A 13,172-nucleotide genomic window follows, 5' to 3' on the forward strand; every position below is an offset into this window, starting at 1 on the left:
GCAAGAAAAGGCTTCTGCATGAAACTCTGTGGATTCGAAGTCGGCCTCGACCAGCCGTTTTTCCTGATCGCCGGGCCCTGCGTGATCGAGTCCGAGCAGCTGCAGCTCGACGTCGCCGGCAAGCTGAAGGACATCACCTCGGCGCTCGGCATCAACTTCATCTTCAAGTCCAGTTTCGACAAGGCCAACCGCACCTCGGGCACCGCGTTCCGCGGCCCGGGCATGGAAGAAGGCCTGCGCGTGCTGGCGGAGGTGAAGCGCCAGATCGGCGTGCCGGTGCTGACCGACGTGCACGAGTACACGCCGATGGATGAAGTGGCCAGCGTCGTCGACGTGCTGCAGACGCCCGCGTTCCTGGTGCGCCAGACCGACTTCATCACCAGGGTCTGCGCCGCCGGCAAACCGGTGAACATCAAGAAGGGCCAGTTCCTGTCGCCGTGGGACATGAAGCCCGTGGTCGAGAAGGCCAAGGCCACCGGCAACCACGACATCATGGTCTGCGAGCGCGGCGCGAGCTTCGGCTACAACAACCTGGTGAGCGACATGCGCTCGCTGGCGGTGATGCGCGACACCGGCTGCCCGGTGGTGTTCGACGCCACCCACTCGGTGCAGCTGCCCGGCGGGCAGGGCACCTCCAGCGGCGGCCAGCGCGAGTTCGTGCCGGTACTGGCCCGCGCCGCGGTCGCGGTCGGCGTGTCCGGCGTGTTCATGGAAACCCACCCCGACCCCGCCAAGGCCCTCAGCGACGGCCCCAACGCCTGGCCGCTCGACCGCATGCGCGCGCTGCTGGAAACCATGTGCGAGCTCGACGCCGTCACCAAGCGCGCCGGGTTCCTGGAAAGCGACCTCTGATCCATCGCCGGCGTCCGCCGGCTGCAATCGCACGACCCTTGTCCAACTACGACCGAGCCCCATGACCACGATCGCCAAAGTCCACGCCCGCGAGATCCTCGACAGCCGCGGCAATCCCACGCTCGAAGCCGAGGTCACGCTGGCCGACGGCAGCTTCGGGCGCGCGATGGTGCCCTCGGGCGCGTCCACCGGTACACGCGAGGCGGTGGAGCTGCGCGATGGCGACAAGACGCGCTACATGGGCAAGGGCGTGCGCAACGCGGTCGCCAACGTCAACGGCGCGATCGCCGAGGCGCTGCGCGGCGCGGATGCCTCCGACCAGGCTGGCGTGGACCGTCGCCTGATCGATCTTGACGGCACCGACAACAAGGGCCGCCTGGGCGCCAACGCGCTGCTCGGTGTGTCGATGGCCAACGCGCACGCCATGGCCGCCTCGCGCCGCGAGCCGCTGTGGAAGCTGCTCGCCGGCGACCGCGCGCCGGTGCTGCCGGTGCCGATGATGAACATCATCAACGGCGGTGCGCACGCCGACAACAACGTCGACCTGCAGGAATTCATGGTGCTGCCGGTGGGCTTCGACTCGTTCGCCGAAAGCCTCCGCGCCGGCACCGAGATCTTCCATGCGCTGAAGTCGGTGCTGAAGGGCCACGGCCTCTCCACGGCGGTGGGCGACGAGGGCGGCTTCGCCCCCGACCTGCGCAGCAACGTGGAAGCGCTGGACACCATCCTCGAGGCGATCGGCAAGGCCGGCTACCGCGCCGGCGACGACGTGCTGCTCGGCCTCGACGTCGCGTCCAGCGAGTTCTACGACAACGGCAAGTACCACCTGGTCGGCGAGGGCAAGCGCCTGTCCAGCGAGCAGTTCACCGACTTCCTCGCCTCGTGGGCGGACCAGTACCCCATCATCACCATCGAGGACGGCATGGCCGAGGGCGACTGGGACGGCTGGAACCTGCTCACCCGCCGCCTCGGCGACCGCGTGCAGCTGGTCGGCGACGACCTCTTCGTCACCAACCCGCTGATCTTCCGCCAGGGCATCGAGTCGCAGACCGCCAATGCGATCCTGATCAAGGTCAACCAGATCGGCACGCTGACCGAAACGCTGGAAGCGATCGCCATGGCCGATGCCGCCAGCTACGCGGCGGTCGTCTCGCACCGCTCCGGCGAGACCGAGGACACCACCATCGCCGACATCGCCGTCGCCACCACCGCCACCCAGATCAAGACCGGCTCGCTGTGCCGCAGCGACCGCGTGGCGAAGTACAACCAGCTGCTGCGCATCGAGGAGTCGCTGGGCGCCGGGGCGCGCTTCGCCGGCCGCGACGCCTTCGTCTCGCTGAAGCGCTGAGCCCGAAGCCATGCGCACGCTGCGGATCGTGCTGGTGCTGCTGGTCGCGCTGCTGGCGTGGCTGCAGTACCGGCTGTGGTTCGGCAGCGGTGGCAACCATGAAGTCGCCGCGCTGGTGGCGCAGGTCGAGCAGCAGGCGCGGCAGAACGCCGGGCTGCACGAGCGCAACGAGGCGCTGGCCGCCGAGGTCGCCGACCTGAAGTCCGGCGAGGCGGCGATCGAGGAGCGCGCGCGTGGCGAGCTCGGCATGATCCGCCCCGGCGAGACGTTCTATCGCGTCGTGGACCGCGCGCCGCCGCGCACGCGTGAACCCGAAGCCGGGGTCACGCCGTGACCTGGGCGGTGGTGCCCGCCGCCGGACGCGGCGCCCGCTTCGGCGGCGACCTGCCCAAGCAGTACCTGGACGTCGCCGGCGAGCCGCTGCTGGCGCACAGCCTGCGCGCGCTGTTCGCGCATCACGCGGTGGAGGGCGCGGTGGTGGCGCTGGCCGCCGACGACGCGCACTGGCCCGGATGGACCGATTTCGAAGGCCGGCCGCTGGTCACCTGCACCGGCGCCGATTCCCGGGCCGGATCGGTGCTGGCCGGCCTGGCCGCGTTGCCCGACACCGTGCGCCCGGATGCCTTCGTGCTGGTGCACGATGCCGCGCGCCCCAACCTGCGCCTGGCCGACCTGGATGCGCTGCTCGAGCGCGGCCGCGAGGATCCGGTGGGCGCCATTCTCGCCGCGCCGGTGCGCGACACGCTCAAGCGGGCTGGCGACGACGGCGGCATCGACGGCACCGAGCCGCGCGAGCGCCTGTGGCGCGCACAGACGCCACAACTGTTCCGGCGCCTGCAGCTGGGCCGCGCGCTGGAGGCGGTCGCCGCGTCCGGCATCGAAGCCACCGACGAGAGCATGGCCATGGAGCGCCAGGGGCTGCGGCCGCTGCTGGTGGAGGGCGCCGACGACAACATCAAGGTGACCACGCCGGCCGACCTGGCCTACTTTGAATACCTGCTCGCGCTGCGCGCGCGCGGGGGCAGGGCGTGAGCGTGCGCATCGGCTTCGGTTATGACGTCCACGCCTTCGGCGACGGCGACCATGTGATGCTCGGCGGCGTGCGCGTGCCGCACGATCGTGGCCTGGTGGCGCACAGCGACGGCGACGTCATCCTGCACGCGCTTTGCGATGCGATCCTCGGCGCGCTGGCGCTCGGCGACATCGGCGTGCACTTCCCGCCTTCCGACGACCGCTGGAAGGGTGCCGACAGCCGCGTGCTGCTGCGTCATTGTGTGTCGCTGGCGGCCGCGCGCGGCTGGGTGGCCGGAAACATCGACGCCACGGTAATCTGCGAACGGCCCAAGGTCGGCCCGCATGCGCTGGCCATGCGCGAAGCCATCGCCGCCGACCTGGGCATCGCGCTGGACGCGGTGAGCGTGAAGGCCACCACCAGCGAGCAGCTCGGCTTCATCGGCCGTGGCGAGGGCATCGCCGCCCAGGTCGCCTGCCTGCTCGCCAGGGCATGAACGACGCGCCACCGCGCGCCCACGGGGCGCCCGTGCTGCGCGCCGCGATGCGCAGCGTTGCGGAGGATTTCGACGTCACCGAGCTGCACGGCTTCGAGGCCAGTGGCGCCGGCGAGCACCTGCTGCTGGGCATCGAGAAGCGCGGCATGAACACCGCCTACGTCGCGCAAAGACTTGCGGACTGGGCGGGCGTGGACATCGCCGCGATCGGCTACGCCGGGCTCAAGGACCGCCATGCGGTGACCCGGCAGCGCTTCACCGTGCACCTGCCGCGCAGGCAGGCGCCGGACATCGCCGCACTCGACTGGCAGGAACCGGAGAGCGGGCAATCACTGCGCGTCACCAGCCACGCCTGGCATTCGCGCAAGCTGCCGCGTGGCGCCCTGGCCGGCAACCGGTTCGTGCTGCGCCTGCGCGACGTGGACGGCGACCGTGCGGCGATCGGGGCGCGCCTGCAGGCGATTGCTGCGCGCGGCGTGCCCAACTATTTCGGCGAGCAGCGCTTCGGCCATGGCGGCGGCAATGTCGACAAGGCGCTGCGCATGTTCGTCGGCCAGCGCGTGCGCCGCGACGAGCGCACCCTGCTGCTGTCAGCGGCGCGCTCTGCGCTGTTCAATCGCGTGCTGGCCACGCGCGTCGCGGCGGCAAGCTGGGACCGCGGGCTGGAGGGCGAGGCCTGGATGCTGGACGGCAGCCGCAGCGTGTTCGGTCCGCTGCCGTGGGACCCCACCCTGGCCGCGCGGCTGGCCGACTTCGACATCCATCCCAGCGCGTCGCTGTGGGGACGCGGCGAACTGCGCAGCGAGGGCGAGGCGCGTGCGGTCGAACTGGCGGCGCTCGAGGATGGCGAAAGCCTGGCGCTTCGTTCCGGACTGGAGGCCGCCGGGCTGAAACAGGAGCGGCGCGCAACGCGCCTGCGACCGGGCGGCCTGGCCTGGCAGGACCGGGGCGACGACGGCCTCGAGCTGCGGTTCGACCTGCCGCCGGGCACCTATGCCACCACGGTGCTTGCCGAACTGGGCGTGGTCGACGACGCCAGCCGGCGCGGCTGAGCCGTCCGTCGGAAACCGCCGGTTGGCACTGGCTGGGCCCGGATGGCGGGTATACACCGGTCCTGCACGCCGCCACCCGGCGGCGAGCAGCGACGGGAGACAGTCATGAACATCTGCCTTCGGAGCGGGCTTGGCGCGTTGGCGCTCCTCGCACTCGCGGGATGCGCAAGCGGCGGTGGTGTTGCCTCGTACCCCGCCGACCGGAACAGCAGCCCTTCGGCCGATCACAGCGGCATCGACCACGAATACGTCTCGGCGGTGGAGCGCCAGGCCCAGAGGAACGGGGCGTTCGTGCAATGGATCAATCCACCGCGCGAACGTGCCCTGGCCAGCGTATCGCCCTGACTCAGCGCTTCGCCAGCAGCACCAGCACCGCGCCGGTGCCGCCCTGCGCGGCAGGCGCGGAATGGAACGCCAGCACGTCCGCGCGCTGGCGGAGGATCCGGTCGACCACGTTCTTCAACACCGGCAGGCTGTCGCTGGAATTGAGTCCCTTGCCGTGCACCACGCGCACGCAGCCGAAGCCGGCGTCGCGTGCCTCCGCAAGGAAGCGCCGCAGCATCGTTTCGGCCGTGGCGGCGTCACTGTGATGCAGGTCGAGTTCGTCCTGGGCGGCGTACTGCCCCTGTGACAGGCGTCTGAGCGTCCGCGGCGGCACCTGGTCGCGGCGGTACGAGAGCGCGTCACCACGGTCCAGCATGAACCCCTCGCCGCGACCAAGGCGGAAGTCCTCGCGCGCCTGGGCCTCGTCCTGCTCCGCCATGCGCGCGCGCGGACGCGGGCGCGGCCTGGCCGGAGGCAGCGGCGCACCCGGCAACTCGCGCACGTTGCCGATCGCCGCGCGGAACAGCGCGGCATCGTCGACGAGGCTCGGGTCGTCTGGCGGCGGGGTGTCGGGTCGCTGTCGCTTGGCCATGGCGGAAGCGTAACGCGTCGGCGACCGGCGCATGCGCGGGTCGGCATCGTCGCCATCCGCTATCATGTCTGGCCCACCGCGACGCGGCGACATGAGAAGGTTCAGCGCGCTTGGAAGGCCATGAGAGTCCTCGTTAGCAATGACGACGGCGTCGATGCACCCGGCATCCACGCCCTTGCCGAGGGGCTGCGCGCCGCCGGGCACGAGGTCATCGTCGTCGCGCCCGACCGCGACCGGTCCGGTGCCAGCAATTCGCTGACCCTCGACCTGCCGCTACAGGTCGTGCAGGTCGATGCGGAGACCTGGCGCGTGCATGGCACGCCCACCGACTGCGTGCACGTGGCGATCACCGGCATGCTCGAGGTCGAGCCCGACATCGTGGTCTCCGGCATCAACAACACCGCCAACCTCGGCGACGATGTCATCTACTCCGGCACCGTGGCCGCTGCGATGGAAGGCCGCTTCCTCGGCCTGCCCGCGGTGGCGGTGTCGCTGGCCACGCGCGGCCACGTCGGCCTGCATTACGAAACCGCCGCCCGCGCCGCGGTCGAGATCGTGGCGCGGCTGCGGGCCGACCCGCTGCCGGCCGACACCATCCTCAACGTCAACGTGCCCGACATTCCCTGGTCCGAAGTGGAAGGCTTCGAGGTCACGCGGCTCGGCAACCGCCACCGCGCCGAGCCCTGCATCCCGGTGCAGGACCCGCGTGGCCGCCAGTTCTGGTGGATCGGCGCCGCGGGTCCCGAGCAGGACTCCGGCCCCGGCACCGATTTCCACGCCGTGCGCACCCGCCACATCGCCATCACCCCGATCCAGGTCGACCTGACGCGCTACCAGGCCCTCGAGCAGGTCGCCGCCTGGGTCGGCGGGCTGGAGGCCGAGCTGCGCAACGGGAGCGGCGCATGATCCAGCGCCTCCGCCTGCAGCCCGAAGCCATCGGCGTCGGCATGACCTCGCAGCGCGCCCGTGACCGGCTCATCGAGCGGCTGCGCGGGCACGGCATCGTCGACGAGCGCGTGCTCAATGCGATCCGTACGGTGCCGCGCCACCTGTTCATCGACGAGGCGCTGGCCACCCGCGCCTACGAGGACACCGCGCTCCCGATCGGCCACGGGCAGACCATCTCGCAGCCGTGGGTGGTGGCGCGCATGACCGAAGCCCTGTTCGCCGACGGCGTGCAGCCCAAGCGCGTGCTGGAGATCGGCACCGGCTCCGGTTACCAGGCGGCGATCCTCGCCGCGCTGGGGGTGGAGGTGTTCACCGTCGAGCGCATCGGTGAGCTGCTGCGCATCGCGCGCAAGCGCTTCCGCTCACTGGGGCTGAACGTGCGCAGCAAGCACGACGACGGCCGCATCGGCTGGCCCGAGGAGGCGCCGTTCGACGGCATCCTGGTCACCGCGGGCGCGCCTGCACTGGTCGATGCGCTGACCGCGCAGCTGGCTGCGGGCGGCGTGCTGGTCGCGCCGGTGGGCGCGGGCGGTGCGCAGTCGCTGCTGCGCCTGCGCAAGGATGCCGATGGCAATGTCGTGCAGGACGTGCTGGCCAACGTCGCGTTCGTGCCGCTGTTGTCGGGGATGATAGATTGAACGGCCAGCCGTCCCTCGACGACGTCACCGACGGGGGTTCGCTTGGCGAGCAGCTGCTGGCGGTCATCGACCGCCTGCCCACCGGCGACATGACGCTCGGCACCCTGCTCGAGGTGCTTGGCGACGAAGGCCTGCTGGTGATCGCCATCCTGCTGACCCTGGTGTTCCTGATCCCGGTGTCGATCCCCGGTGTCAGCACGGTGTTCGGCGCGGCGATCCTGCTGGTCGGCATCAGCCGCCTGTCCGGGCGTCCGCTGTGGGTGCCGGCGCGGCTGCGCACGCGCGCGCTGCCCGCCGATCGCCTGCGGCCCGGGCTCATCGCCGGCATGGCCTGGGTACGCCGGCTGGAGCAGGTGAGCCGCCCGCATCGCATCAGCGCCGCGGTCGATGGGCGCGCGGTCGAGGCGTTCAACAACCTGGCCTTCATCTTCGCCGCACTGCTGCTGATGGCGCCGTTCGGATTCGTGCCGTTCAGCAACACGCTGCCTGCGCTTGCCCTGCTGCTTTACGCTGTCGGCTTCATCCAGCGCGATGGCGGCGCGGTCCTGCTGGGACACGTCGCGACCATCGGCACGGTGGCCTACTTCAGCGTCCTGATCGGTGGCGGCGGCCTGGCCATCCGCGAGCTGATGCAGCGGTTCGCAGGATGAGGCGCCGTCAACAGGGAACGGAGCAACACACACCGCATGACCAGTCACAGCCGCAGCGCGAACCCCGTCCCCGCCATCGTCGCCGCGTGCGCCCTGGCACTCGTGCTCGCGGCCTGCGGCAGCAGCAGGGTGGTGCGCGAAGGCGGTGCATCCGCGCCGCGCGTGTCGGCGCCCAAACATGGGCAAGCGGTCACCGTGCAGAAGGGCGACAACCTCTACCGGCTGGCGGTCAACAACGGCATCAGCCCGCTTGACCTGGCGATGTGGAACAGCGTGCAGCCGCCTTACACCATCTATCCGGGGCAACGGCTGCGGCTGTATCCCTCCGGTGGCTCCGGCGGATCCGGTGCCACGCGCGTCGCCACCGGCAGGCCCGCGACGGTGGCGCGGCCGCCGACCAGTGCCGGCGGGCGCCGCGTCGAGCCGACCCAGGCACCGCCGCAGCCCACGGCACCGGCCCCCGCGACCAGTGCCTTCGCCTGGCGCTGGCCCGCGGACGGCAACATCGTGGCCCGCTACGTGGCGGGTGACCCCACGCGCCAAGGCATCGACCTTGCCGGCCGGGCAGGGCAGCCGGTGCGCGCGGCCGGCGACGGCGTGGTGGTGTATTCGGGTTCGGGCCTGGTCGGGTACGGCGAGCTGGTGATCGTCAAGCACGACGAGCAGTGGCTGTCCGCCTACGGGCACAACCGACGGCGCATGGTGGCCGAGGGCGAGCGCGTGAAGGCCGGCCAGCAGATCGCCGAGATGGGCCGTACCGGCGCCGATCGCGACATGCTGCATTTCGAGATCCGCTACAACGGCAAGCCGGTGGATCCGCTGCGCTACCTGCCGGCGCGCTGAGCCGGCGCTGGCCGGAGCTGCGTGTACTCAGGCGTTGATGATGAATGCCGCAACCACGCGGCGGCCTTCGCTGGCCAGCACGCTGTAGGTGCGAGCGGCGGCGGCATTGGTCATCGCCTCCAGGCCCACGCCGCGGCGCAGGCACGCGGCGAGGGTGCGCGGCGGCGGGAAGCCTTGGATCTCGCCGGTGCCGAGCACCACGACTTCGGGATCGAGCACCAGAAGCGGCTCCAGCATCTCCGGCTCCAGGCTGGCCACGTCGGTGGCCTCCCAGTCGGTGATCAGCTGCCGCGGCGTGATGATGAAGCTCGCCACCAGGCGCAGGTCGTTGACCAGCGCCGAGCGCCCGTCCGCACCGCGCAGGACGAAGTCGAAATCCGGGAGCTCGTGGGCGATCTGCATGGCGGCCGTGGTGCCGGTGGCTCAGCCGCGCGGCAGCACGATCTGGCGCTTGTCGCGGCTGGGGCGGTACAGCACGGCCACGTGGCCGATGCGCTGCACCAGGGCGGCACCACTCTGCCTGGCAAGGTCGGCGATCAGCGCGTCGCGCGACTCGCGGTCGGTGGCGGCCACCTTCACCTTGATCAGCTCATGGTGCTCGAGGGCACCATCGAGTTCGGCCACGACGGCAGGGGTCAGGCCCTTGCCACCGATCTGGAGCATGGCCTTCAGGTCGTGGGCCTGGCCGCGCAGGAAACGGGTCTGGGCGGAGGTCAGGTCGACGTTCATGTGAGAGGCATGGAGTTCGGGAGGCGCAGGGTATCATGGCGGCCCGCTGCAGCCCGGCAGCCGCAAATCCCTTCGCGATGGCCACCCGCAGCAAGAGCAGCCAACGCTGGCTCAAGGAGCACTTCTCCGATCCCTACGTCAAGAAGGCGCAGGCGGAAGGGATGCGCTCGCGCGCCGCCTACAAGCTCGAGGAGCTGGTCGACCGCGACCGCCTGCTGAAGCCCGGCATGACCGTGGTCGACCTCGGCGCCGCCCCCGGTGGCTGGTCGCAGTGGGTCCGCCAGGCGCTCGGCGACAGCGGCCGGGTGGTCGCGCTCGACATCCTGGAGATGCCGCCGCTGGCCGGCGTGGACTTCCTTCATGGCGATTTCAGGGACGATGTGGTGCTCTCGCAGCTTGAATCCATGCTGGGCGGCGAGCCGGTCGACCTTGTGTTGTCCGACATGGCCCCCAACAAGAGTGGTATGGACGCCGTTGACCAGCCGCGGGTGATGCACCTGGCGGAACTGGCCATGGAATTTGCCGACCAGCACCTGCGCCCCGGGGGTGCGTTGCTGATCAAGCTGTTCCACGGCGTGGGTTTCGATGACTACGTGCGCGAGCTGCGTCGGCGATACACCAGGGTGGCGATCCGCAAGCCGGCGGCATCGCGCAAGCGTTCGCCGGAAGTCTATGCCCTGGCGCAGGGCAAGCTGGTACACATCAAGTAACAAGGCAGCGGCGTTGCCGCGGAGCGAAAAAAGAATGAACGACCTGGTCAAGAATCTGATGCTGTGGGTGGTGGTCGCCGTCGTCCTGATGGCGGTCTTCAACAGCTTCAGCCCCAAGGTGGCGGTTGGCCAGGACGTGATCTATTCGCAGTTCATGACCGACGTGCGCAACGACCGCATCAAGGCCGTGGACATCTCCAGCGACGAACGCTCCATCAAGTTCGAGCGCAAGGATGGCAGCCAGGGCGCCACCACCGCGCCGCGCCGCGACGAGAAGATGGTCGACGACCTGATCAACCACAACGTGGAGATCAAGCAGGCGCCGCCGGAGTCGGGCGTCACGTTGTGGTCGCTGCTGCTCAACTTCCTGCCGGTGCTGCTGATCATCGGCTTCTGGTTCTTCATGATGCGGCAGATGCAGCAGGGTGGCAGCAAGGGCGCGATGTCCTTCGGCCGCTCGCGCGCCAAGCTGCTCAACGAGGACCAGGTCAAGGTGACCTTTGCCGACGTCGCGGGCTGCGACGAGGCCAAGGAGGAAGTGTCCGAGCTGGTCGAGTTCCTGCGCGACCCGTCGCGCTTCCAGAAGCTCGGCGGCAAGATCCCGCGTGGCGTGCTGATGGTCGGCCCGCCCGGCACCGGCAAGACCCTGCTGGCGCGAGCCATCGCCGGCGAGGCCAAGGTGCCGTTCTTCTCGATCTCCGGTTCCGACTTCGTCGAGATGTTCGTCGGCGTGGGCGCAAGCCGCGTGCGCGACATGTTCGAGCAGGCCAAGAAGCACGCGCCGTGCATCATCTTCATCGACGAGATCGACGCCGTCGGCCGCCACCGCGGTGCCGGCCTCGGCGGCGGGCATGACGAACGCGAGCAGACGCTGAACCAGCTGCTGGTCGAGATGGATGGCTTCGAGGGCGGCGAGGGCGTGATCGTGGTCGCCGCCACCAACCGCCCCGACGTGCTCGACCCGGCGCTGCTGCGCCCGGGCCGCTTCGACCGCCAGGTGGTGGTGGGCCTGCCCGACGTCCGCGGCCGCGAGCAGATCCTGCAGGTGCACATGCGCAAGGTGCCGCGGGCCGACGACGTCGAGCCGATGGTGGTCGCGCGCGGCACGCCCGGCTTCTCCGGCGCCGACCTCGCCAACCTCGTCAACGAGGCGGCCCTGTTCGCCGCGCGCGAGAACGCGAAGGAAGTGCGCATGGAGCACTTCGACAAGGCGCGCGACAAGATCCTGATGGGCGCCGAGCGCCGCTCGATGGCCATGAGCGAGGAAGAGAAGACCAATACCGCGTACCACGAGGCTGGCCACGCCATCGTCGGCCGCCTGGTGCCGGACCATGACCCGGTCTACAAGGTCACCATCATCCCGCGCGGCCGTGCGCTGGGCGTGACCCAGTTCCTGCCCGAGGGCGACCGCTACAGCTCGACCCGCGAGAGCCTGCACAGCCGCCTGGCGACGCTGTACGGCGGCCGCGTCGCGGAAGAGCTGATCTTCGGCACGGACAAGGTCACCACCGGTGCCTCCAACGACATCGAGCGTGCCACCAAGATGGCCCGCGCCATGGTCACCAAGTGGGGCCTGTCGGAAGAGCTCGGCCCGATCGCCTACGGCGAGGAAGAGGACGAAGTGTTCCTGGGGCGTTCGGTCACGCAGCACAAGAGCGTGTCCGACGAGACCGCGCGCAGGATCGACGAGGAAGTGCGCGACATCCTCGACAACGCCTACAGCCGCACCAAGGCAATCCTCACCGAGCATCTCGACAAGCTGCACGCGATGGCCAGGCTGCTGCTCGAGTACGAGACCATCGACGTGCCGCAGATCGACGCCATCATGGAAGGCCGCGATCCGCCGCCGCCGATCGGCTGGACCAAGCCGGAGCCCAAGGGTGACGACGACGACGCGGGCAGCAAGCGTCCGCTGCCGCCGATCGCCGGGCCTGTCACCCAGGCCTGAGCGACATGCCAGGTGTTTCCCACGGGGCCCGCGATCGCGGGCCTCGTGTCGTTGCGGCTGGGGGATAATCAGCGGCTTCGCAGGACGGAGCACGCCCATGATGTTCGATACCGTGGCCACGCTGGATTGCGCCGGCCGCCCGCTCAGGCTCGACCGGCCGCGGGTGATGGGCATCGTCAACGTCACGCCGGACTCGTTCTCCGACGGCGGCGAACACGCCACCGTCGATGCCGCGGTGGCGCACGGCCTGAAGCTCGCGGCCGAAGGCGCGGACATCCTCGACATCGGAGGCGAATCCACGCGCCCGGGTGCCGACAGCGTCGGCATCGAGGAGGAGCTGCGCCGCGTGGTGCCGGTGATCGAACGCCTGGCACGCGAGACCGCGCTGCCGATCAGCGTCGACACCTACCGGCCCGAGGTGATGCGCGCCGCGGTCGCCGCCGGCGCGGGCATGGTCAACGACATCAACGCGCTCCGCGGCGTGGGCGCGCTCGAGGTGGTCGCCGAGCTGCGCGTGGCCGTGGTGCTGATGCACATGCTGGGCGAACCGCGTTCCATGCAGGACGCGCCGGAGTACGACGACGTCGTCGGCGAAGTGCATCGCTTCTTGGCCGAGCGCATCTTCGCCGCCGAAATGGCGGGCATCGACCGCAAGCGCATCGTCGCCGACCCGGGCTTCGGCTTCGGCAAGACCCGCGACCACAACCTGGCATTGCTGGCCCAGCTGCAGCGCTTCACCGAACTGGGCGTGCCGGTGCTGGCCGGACTGTCGCGCAAGCGCACCATCGGCGACATCACCGGCCGCGAGGACGCGCGTGACCGCGTGCACGGCTCGGTCGCCGCGCACCTCATCGCCGCCCAGCGCGGCGCGATGCTGCTGCGCGTGCATGACGTGGCCGCGACGGTCGATGCCATCAGCGTCTGGCAGGCGGTCGACGCGGTGCCGATGCCGCGGCCGAAGGACAAGGCGCCGGCGATCAGCTGGCCCGAGTAGCCGGGCGCTCGCGTAAGCTCCGCTGCGGGAAGGCCC

At 70.3% G+C, this 13,172-nt stretch carries 17 protein-coding genes; 14 read left to right on the plus strand and 3 right to left on the minus strand.

What is annotated here, in order from left to right:
• The first annotated feature begins 18 nt into the window (after positions 1-18).
• The 7 genes from kdsA (at position 19) to IDM46_RS04080 (ending at position 5,105) form a co-directional block, all read left to right on the plus strand.
• Positions 19-852 (plus strand): 3-deoxy-8-phosphooctulonate synthase, encoded by an 834-nt coding sequence (gene kdsA, locus IDM46_RS04050; RefSeq protein ID WP_182822244.1) that lies wholly within the window; start codon positions 19-21, stop codon positions 850-852.
• 61 nt (positions 853-913) lie between these two features.
• Positions 914-2,200 (plus strand): phosphopyruvate hydratase, encoded by a 1,287-nt coding sequence (gene eno / locus IDM46_RS04055; protein ID WP_185114876.1) that lies wholly within the window; start codon positions 914-916, stop codon positions 2,198-2,200.
• Between the two features lie 10 nt (positions 2,201-2,210).
• Positions 2,211-2,534, plus strand: a complete 324-nt coding sequence (gene ftsB, locus IDM46_RS04060; RefSeq protein WP_182822239.1) for a cell division protein FtsB — start codon at positions 2,211-2,213, stop codon at positions 2,532-2,534.
• Positions 2,531-3,232 (plus strand): 2-C-methyl-D-erythritol 4-phosphate cytidylyltransferase, encoded by a 702-nt coding sequence (gene ispD, locus IDM46_RS04065; RefSeq protein WP_182822237.1) that lies wholly within the window; start codon positions 2,531-2,533, stop codon positions 3,230-3,232. Before ftsB ends, ispD begins: the two co-directional genes overlap by 4 nt.
• A complete protein-coding gene (gene ispF / locus IDM46_RS04070; protein WP_182822235.1) occupies positions 3,229-3,708 on the plus strand; it encodes a 2-C-methyl-D-erythritol 2,4-cyclodiphosphate synthase in 480 nt (159 codons plus the stop codon). The genes ispD and ispF overlap by 4 nt, the downstream gene beginning before the upstream one ends.
• On the plus strand, positions 3,705-4,760 hold the full coding sequence (gene truD / locus IDM46_RS04075) for a tRNA pseudouridine(13) synthase TruD (protein ID WP_182822233.1): 1,056 nt from the start codon (positions 3,705-3,707) through the stop codon (positions 4,758-4,760). Before ispF ends, truD begins: the two co-directional genes overlap by 4 nt.
• 105 nt (positions 4,761-4,865) lie before the next feature.
• Positions 4,866-5,105 (plus strand): hypothetical protein, encoded by a 240-nt coding sequence (locus IDM46_RS04080; RefSeq protein ID WP_182822231.1) that lies wholly within the window; start codon positions 4,866-4,868, stop codon positions 5,103-5,105.
• Position 5,106: 1 nt separating this feature from the next.
• Here IDM46_RS04080 and IDM46_RS04085 read toward each other — a convergent pair whose 3' ends face one another.
• Positions 5,107-5,676, minus strand: coding sequence for a Smr/MutS family protein (locus IDM46_RS04085; RefSeq protein ID WP_182822229.1), 570 nt, complete (start codon positions 5,674-5,676; stop codon positions 5,107-5,109).
• A 120-nt stretch (positions 5,677-5,796) separates the two neighbouring features.
• On the opposite strand from IDM46_RS04085, the gene surE reads away from it, so the two are divergent.
• Genes surE through IDM46_RS04105 form a run of 4 tightly spaced genes read left to right on the plus strand, consistent with a single transcriptional unit; the run spans position 5,797 to position 8,755 of the window.
• A complete protein-coding gene (gene surE, locus IDM46_RS04090) occupies positions 5,797-6,582 on the plus strand; it encodes a 5'/3'-nucleotidase SurE (RefSeq protein ID WP_182822227.1) in 786 nt (261 codons plus the stop codon).
• Entirely contained in the window at positions 6,579-7,262 is a 684-nt protein-coding gene (locus IDM46_RS04095; protein ID WP_182822225.1) for a protein-L-isoaspartate(D-aspartate) O-methyltransferase, read from the plus strand. Before surE ends, IDM46_RS04095 begins: the two co-directional genes overlap by 4 nt.
• Positions 7,259-7,912 carry an exopolysaccharide biosynthesis protein gene (locus IDM46_RS04100; protein ID WP_223878021.1) on the plus strand — a complete coding sequence of 218 codons (654 nt, stop codon included), beginning with the start codon at positions 7,259-7,261 and terminating at the stop codon, positions 7,910-7,912. The genes IDM46_RS04095 and IDM46_RS04100 overlap by 4 nt, the downstream gene beginning before the upstream one ends.
• A gap of 36 nt (positions 7,913-7,948) precedes the next feature.
• Positions 7,949-8,755, plus strand: a complete 807-nt coding sequence (locus IDM46_RS04105; RefSeq protein WP_182822223.1) for a peptidoglycan DD-metalloendopeptidase family protein — start codon at positions 7,949-7,951, stop codon at positions 8,753-8,755.
• Between the two features lie 27 nt (positions 8,756-8,782).
• Here IDM46_RS04105 and IDM46_RS04110 read toward each other — a convergent pair whose 3' ends face one another.
• Together IDM46_RS04110 and yhbY are read right to left on the minus strand one after the other, a co-directional pair.
• On the minus strand, positions 8,783-9,157 hold the full coding sequence (locus IDM46_RS04110; RefSeq protein WP_185114877.1) for an Mth938-like domain-containing protein: 375 nt from the start codon (positions 9,155-9,157) through the stop codon (positions 8,783-8,785).
• A 21-nt stretch (positions 9,158-9,178) separates the two neighbouring features.
• On the minus strand, positions 9,179-9,484 hold the full coding sequence (gene yhbY, locus IDM46_RS04115; RefSeq protein ID WP_182822219.1) for a ribosome assembly RNA-binding protein YhbY: 306 nt from the start codon (positions 9,482-9,484) through the stop codon (positions 9,179-9,181).
• Between the two features lie 77 nt (positions 9,485-9,561).
• Here yhbY and rlmE point away from each other — a divergent pair, with 77 nt between their 5' ends.
• The 3 genes from rlmE (at position 9,562) to folP (ending at position 13,136) form a co-directional block, all read left to right on the plus strand.
• Positions 9,562-10,194, plus strand: coding sequence for a 23S rRNA (uridine(2552)-2'-O)-methyltransferase RlmE (gene rlmE / locus IDM46_RS04120; RefSeq protein ID WP_182822217.1), 633 nt, complete (start codon positions 9,562-9,564; stop codon positions 10,192-10,194).
• A 34-nt stretch (positions 10,195-10,228) separates the two neighbouring features.
• Positions 10,229-12,142, plus strand: a complete 1,914-nt coding sequence (ftsH, locus tag IDM46_RS04125; RefSeq protein ID WP_185114878.1) for an ATP-dependent zinc metalloprotease FtsH — start codon at positions 10,229-10,231, stop codon at positions 12,140-12,142.
• A 100-nt stretch (positions 12,143-12,242) separates the two neighbouring features.
• A complete protein-coding gene (folP, locus tag IDM46_RS04130; RefSeq protein ID WP_182823791.1) occupies positions 12,243-13,136 on the plus strand; it encodes a dihydropteroate synthase in 894 nt (297 codons plus the stop codon).
• Positions 13,137-13,172 lie beyond the last annotated feature (36 nt).

The sequence above is a fragment of the Luteimonas sp. MC1825 genome (assembly GCF_014764385.1).
Classification (GTDB): Bacteria; Pseudomonadota; Gammaproteobacteria; order Xanthomonadales; family Xanthomonadaceae; genus Luteimonas.

Coding starts and splice junctions, on each gene's coding strand:
- ftsH (WP_185114878.1), top strand. CDS start 10,229: ATGAACGACCTGGTCAAGAATCTGATGCTGTGGGTGGTGGTCGCCGTC.
- kdsA (WP_182822244.1), top strand. CDS start 19: ATGAAACTCTGTGGATTCGAAGTCGGCCTCGACCAGCCGTTTTTCCTG.
- IDM46_RS04085 (WP_182822229.1), bottom strand. CDS start 5,676: ATGGCCAAGCGACAGCGACCCGACACCCCGCCGCCAGACGACCCGAGC.
- truD (WP_182822233.1), top strand. CDS start 3,705: ATGAACGACGCGCCACCGCGCGCCCACGGGGCGCCCGTGCTGCGCGCC.
- ftsB (WP_182822239.1), top strand. CDS start 2,211: ATGCGCACGCTGCGGATCGTGCTGGTGCTGCTGGTCGCGCTGCTGGCG.
- IDM46_RS04110 (WP_185114877.1), bottom strand. CDS start 9,157: ATGCAGATCGCCCACGAGCTCCCGGATTTCGACTTCGTCCTGCGCGGT.
- rlmE (WP_182822217.1), top strand. CDS start 9,562: ATGGCCACCCGCAGCAAGAGCAGCCAACGCTGGCTCAAGGAGCACTTC.
- folP (WP_182823791.1), top strand. CDS start 12,243: ATGTTCGATACCGTGGCCACGCTGGATTGCGCCGGCCGCCCGCTCAGG.
- IDM46_RS04080 (WP_182822231.1), top strand. CDS start 4,866: ATGAACATCTGCCTTCGGAGCGGGCTTGGCGCGTTGGCGCTCCTCGCA.
- IDM46_RS04105 (WP_182822223.1), top strand. CDS start 7,949: ATGACCAGTCACAGCCGCAGCGCGAACCCCGTCCCCGCCATCGTCGCC.
- IDM46_RS04095 (WP_182822225.1), top strand. CDS start 6,579: ATGATCCAGCGCCTCCGCCTGCAGCCCGAAGCCATCGGCGTCGGCATG.
- surE (WP_182822227.1), top strand. CDS start 5,797: ATGAGAGTCCTCGTTAGCAATGACGACGGCGTCGATGCACCCGGCATC.
- yhbY (WP_182822219.1), bottom strand. CDS start 9,484: ATGAACGTCGACCTGACCTCCGCCCAGACCCGTTTCCTGCGCGGCCAG.
- eno (WP_185114876.1), top strand. CDS start 914: ATGACCACGATCGCCAAAGTCCACGCCCGCGAGATCCTCGACAGCCGC.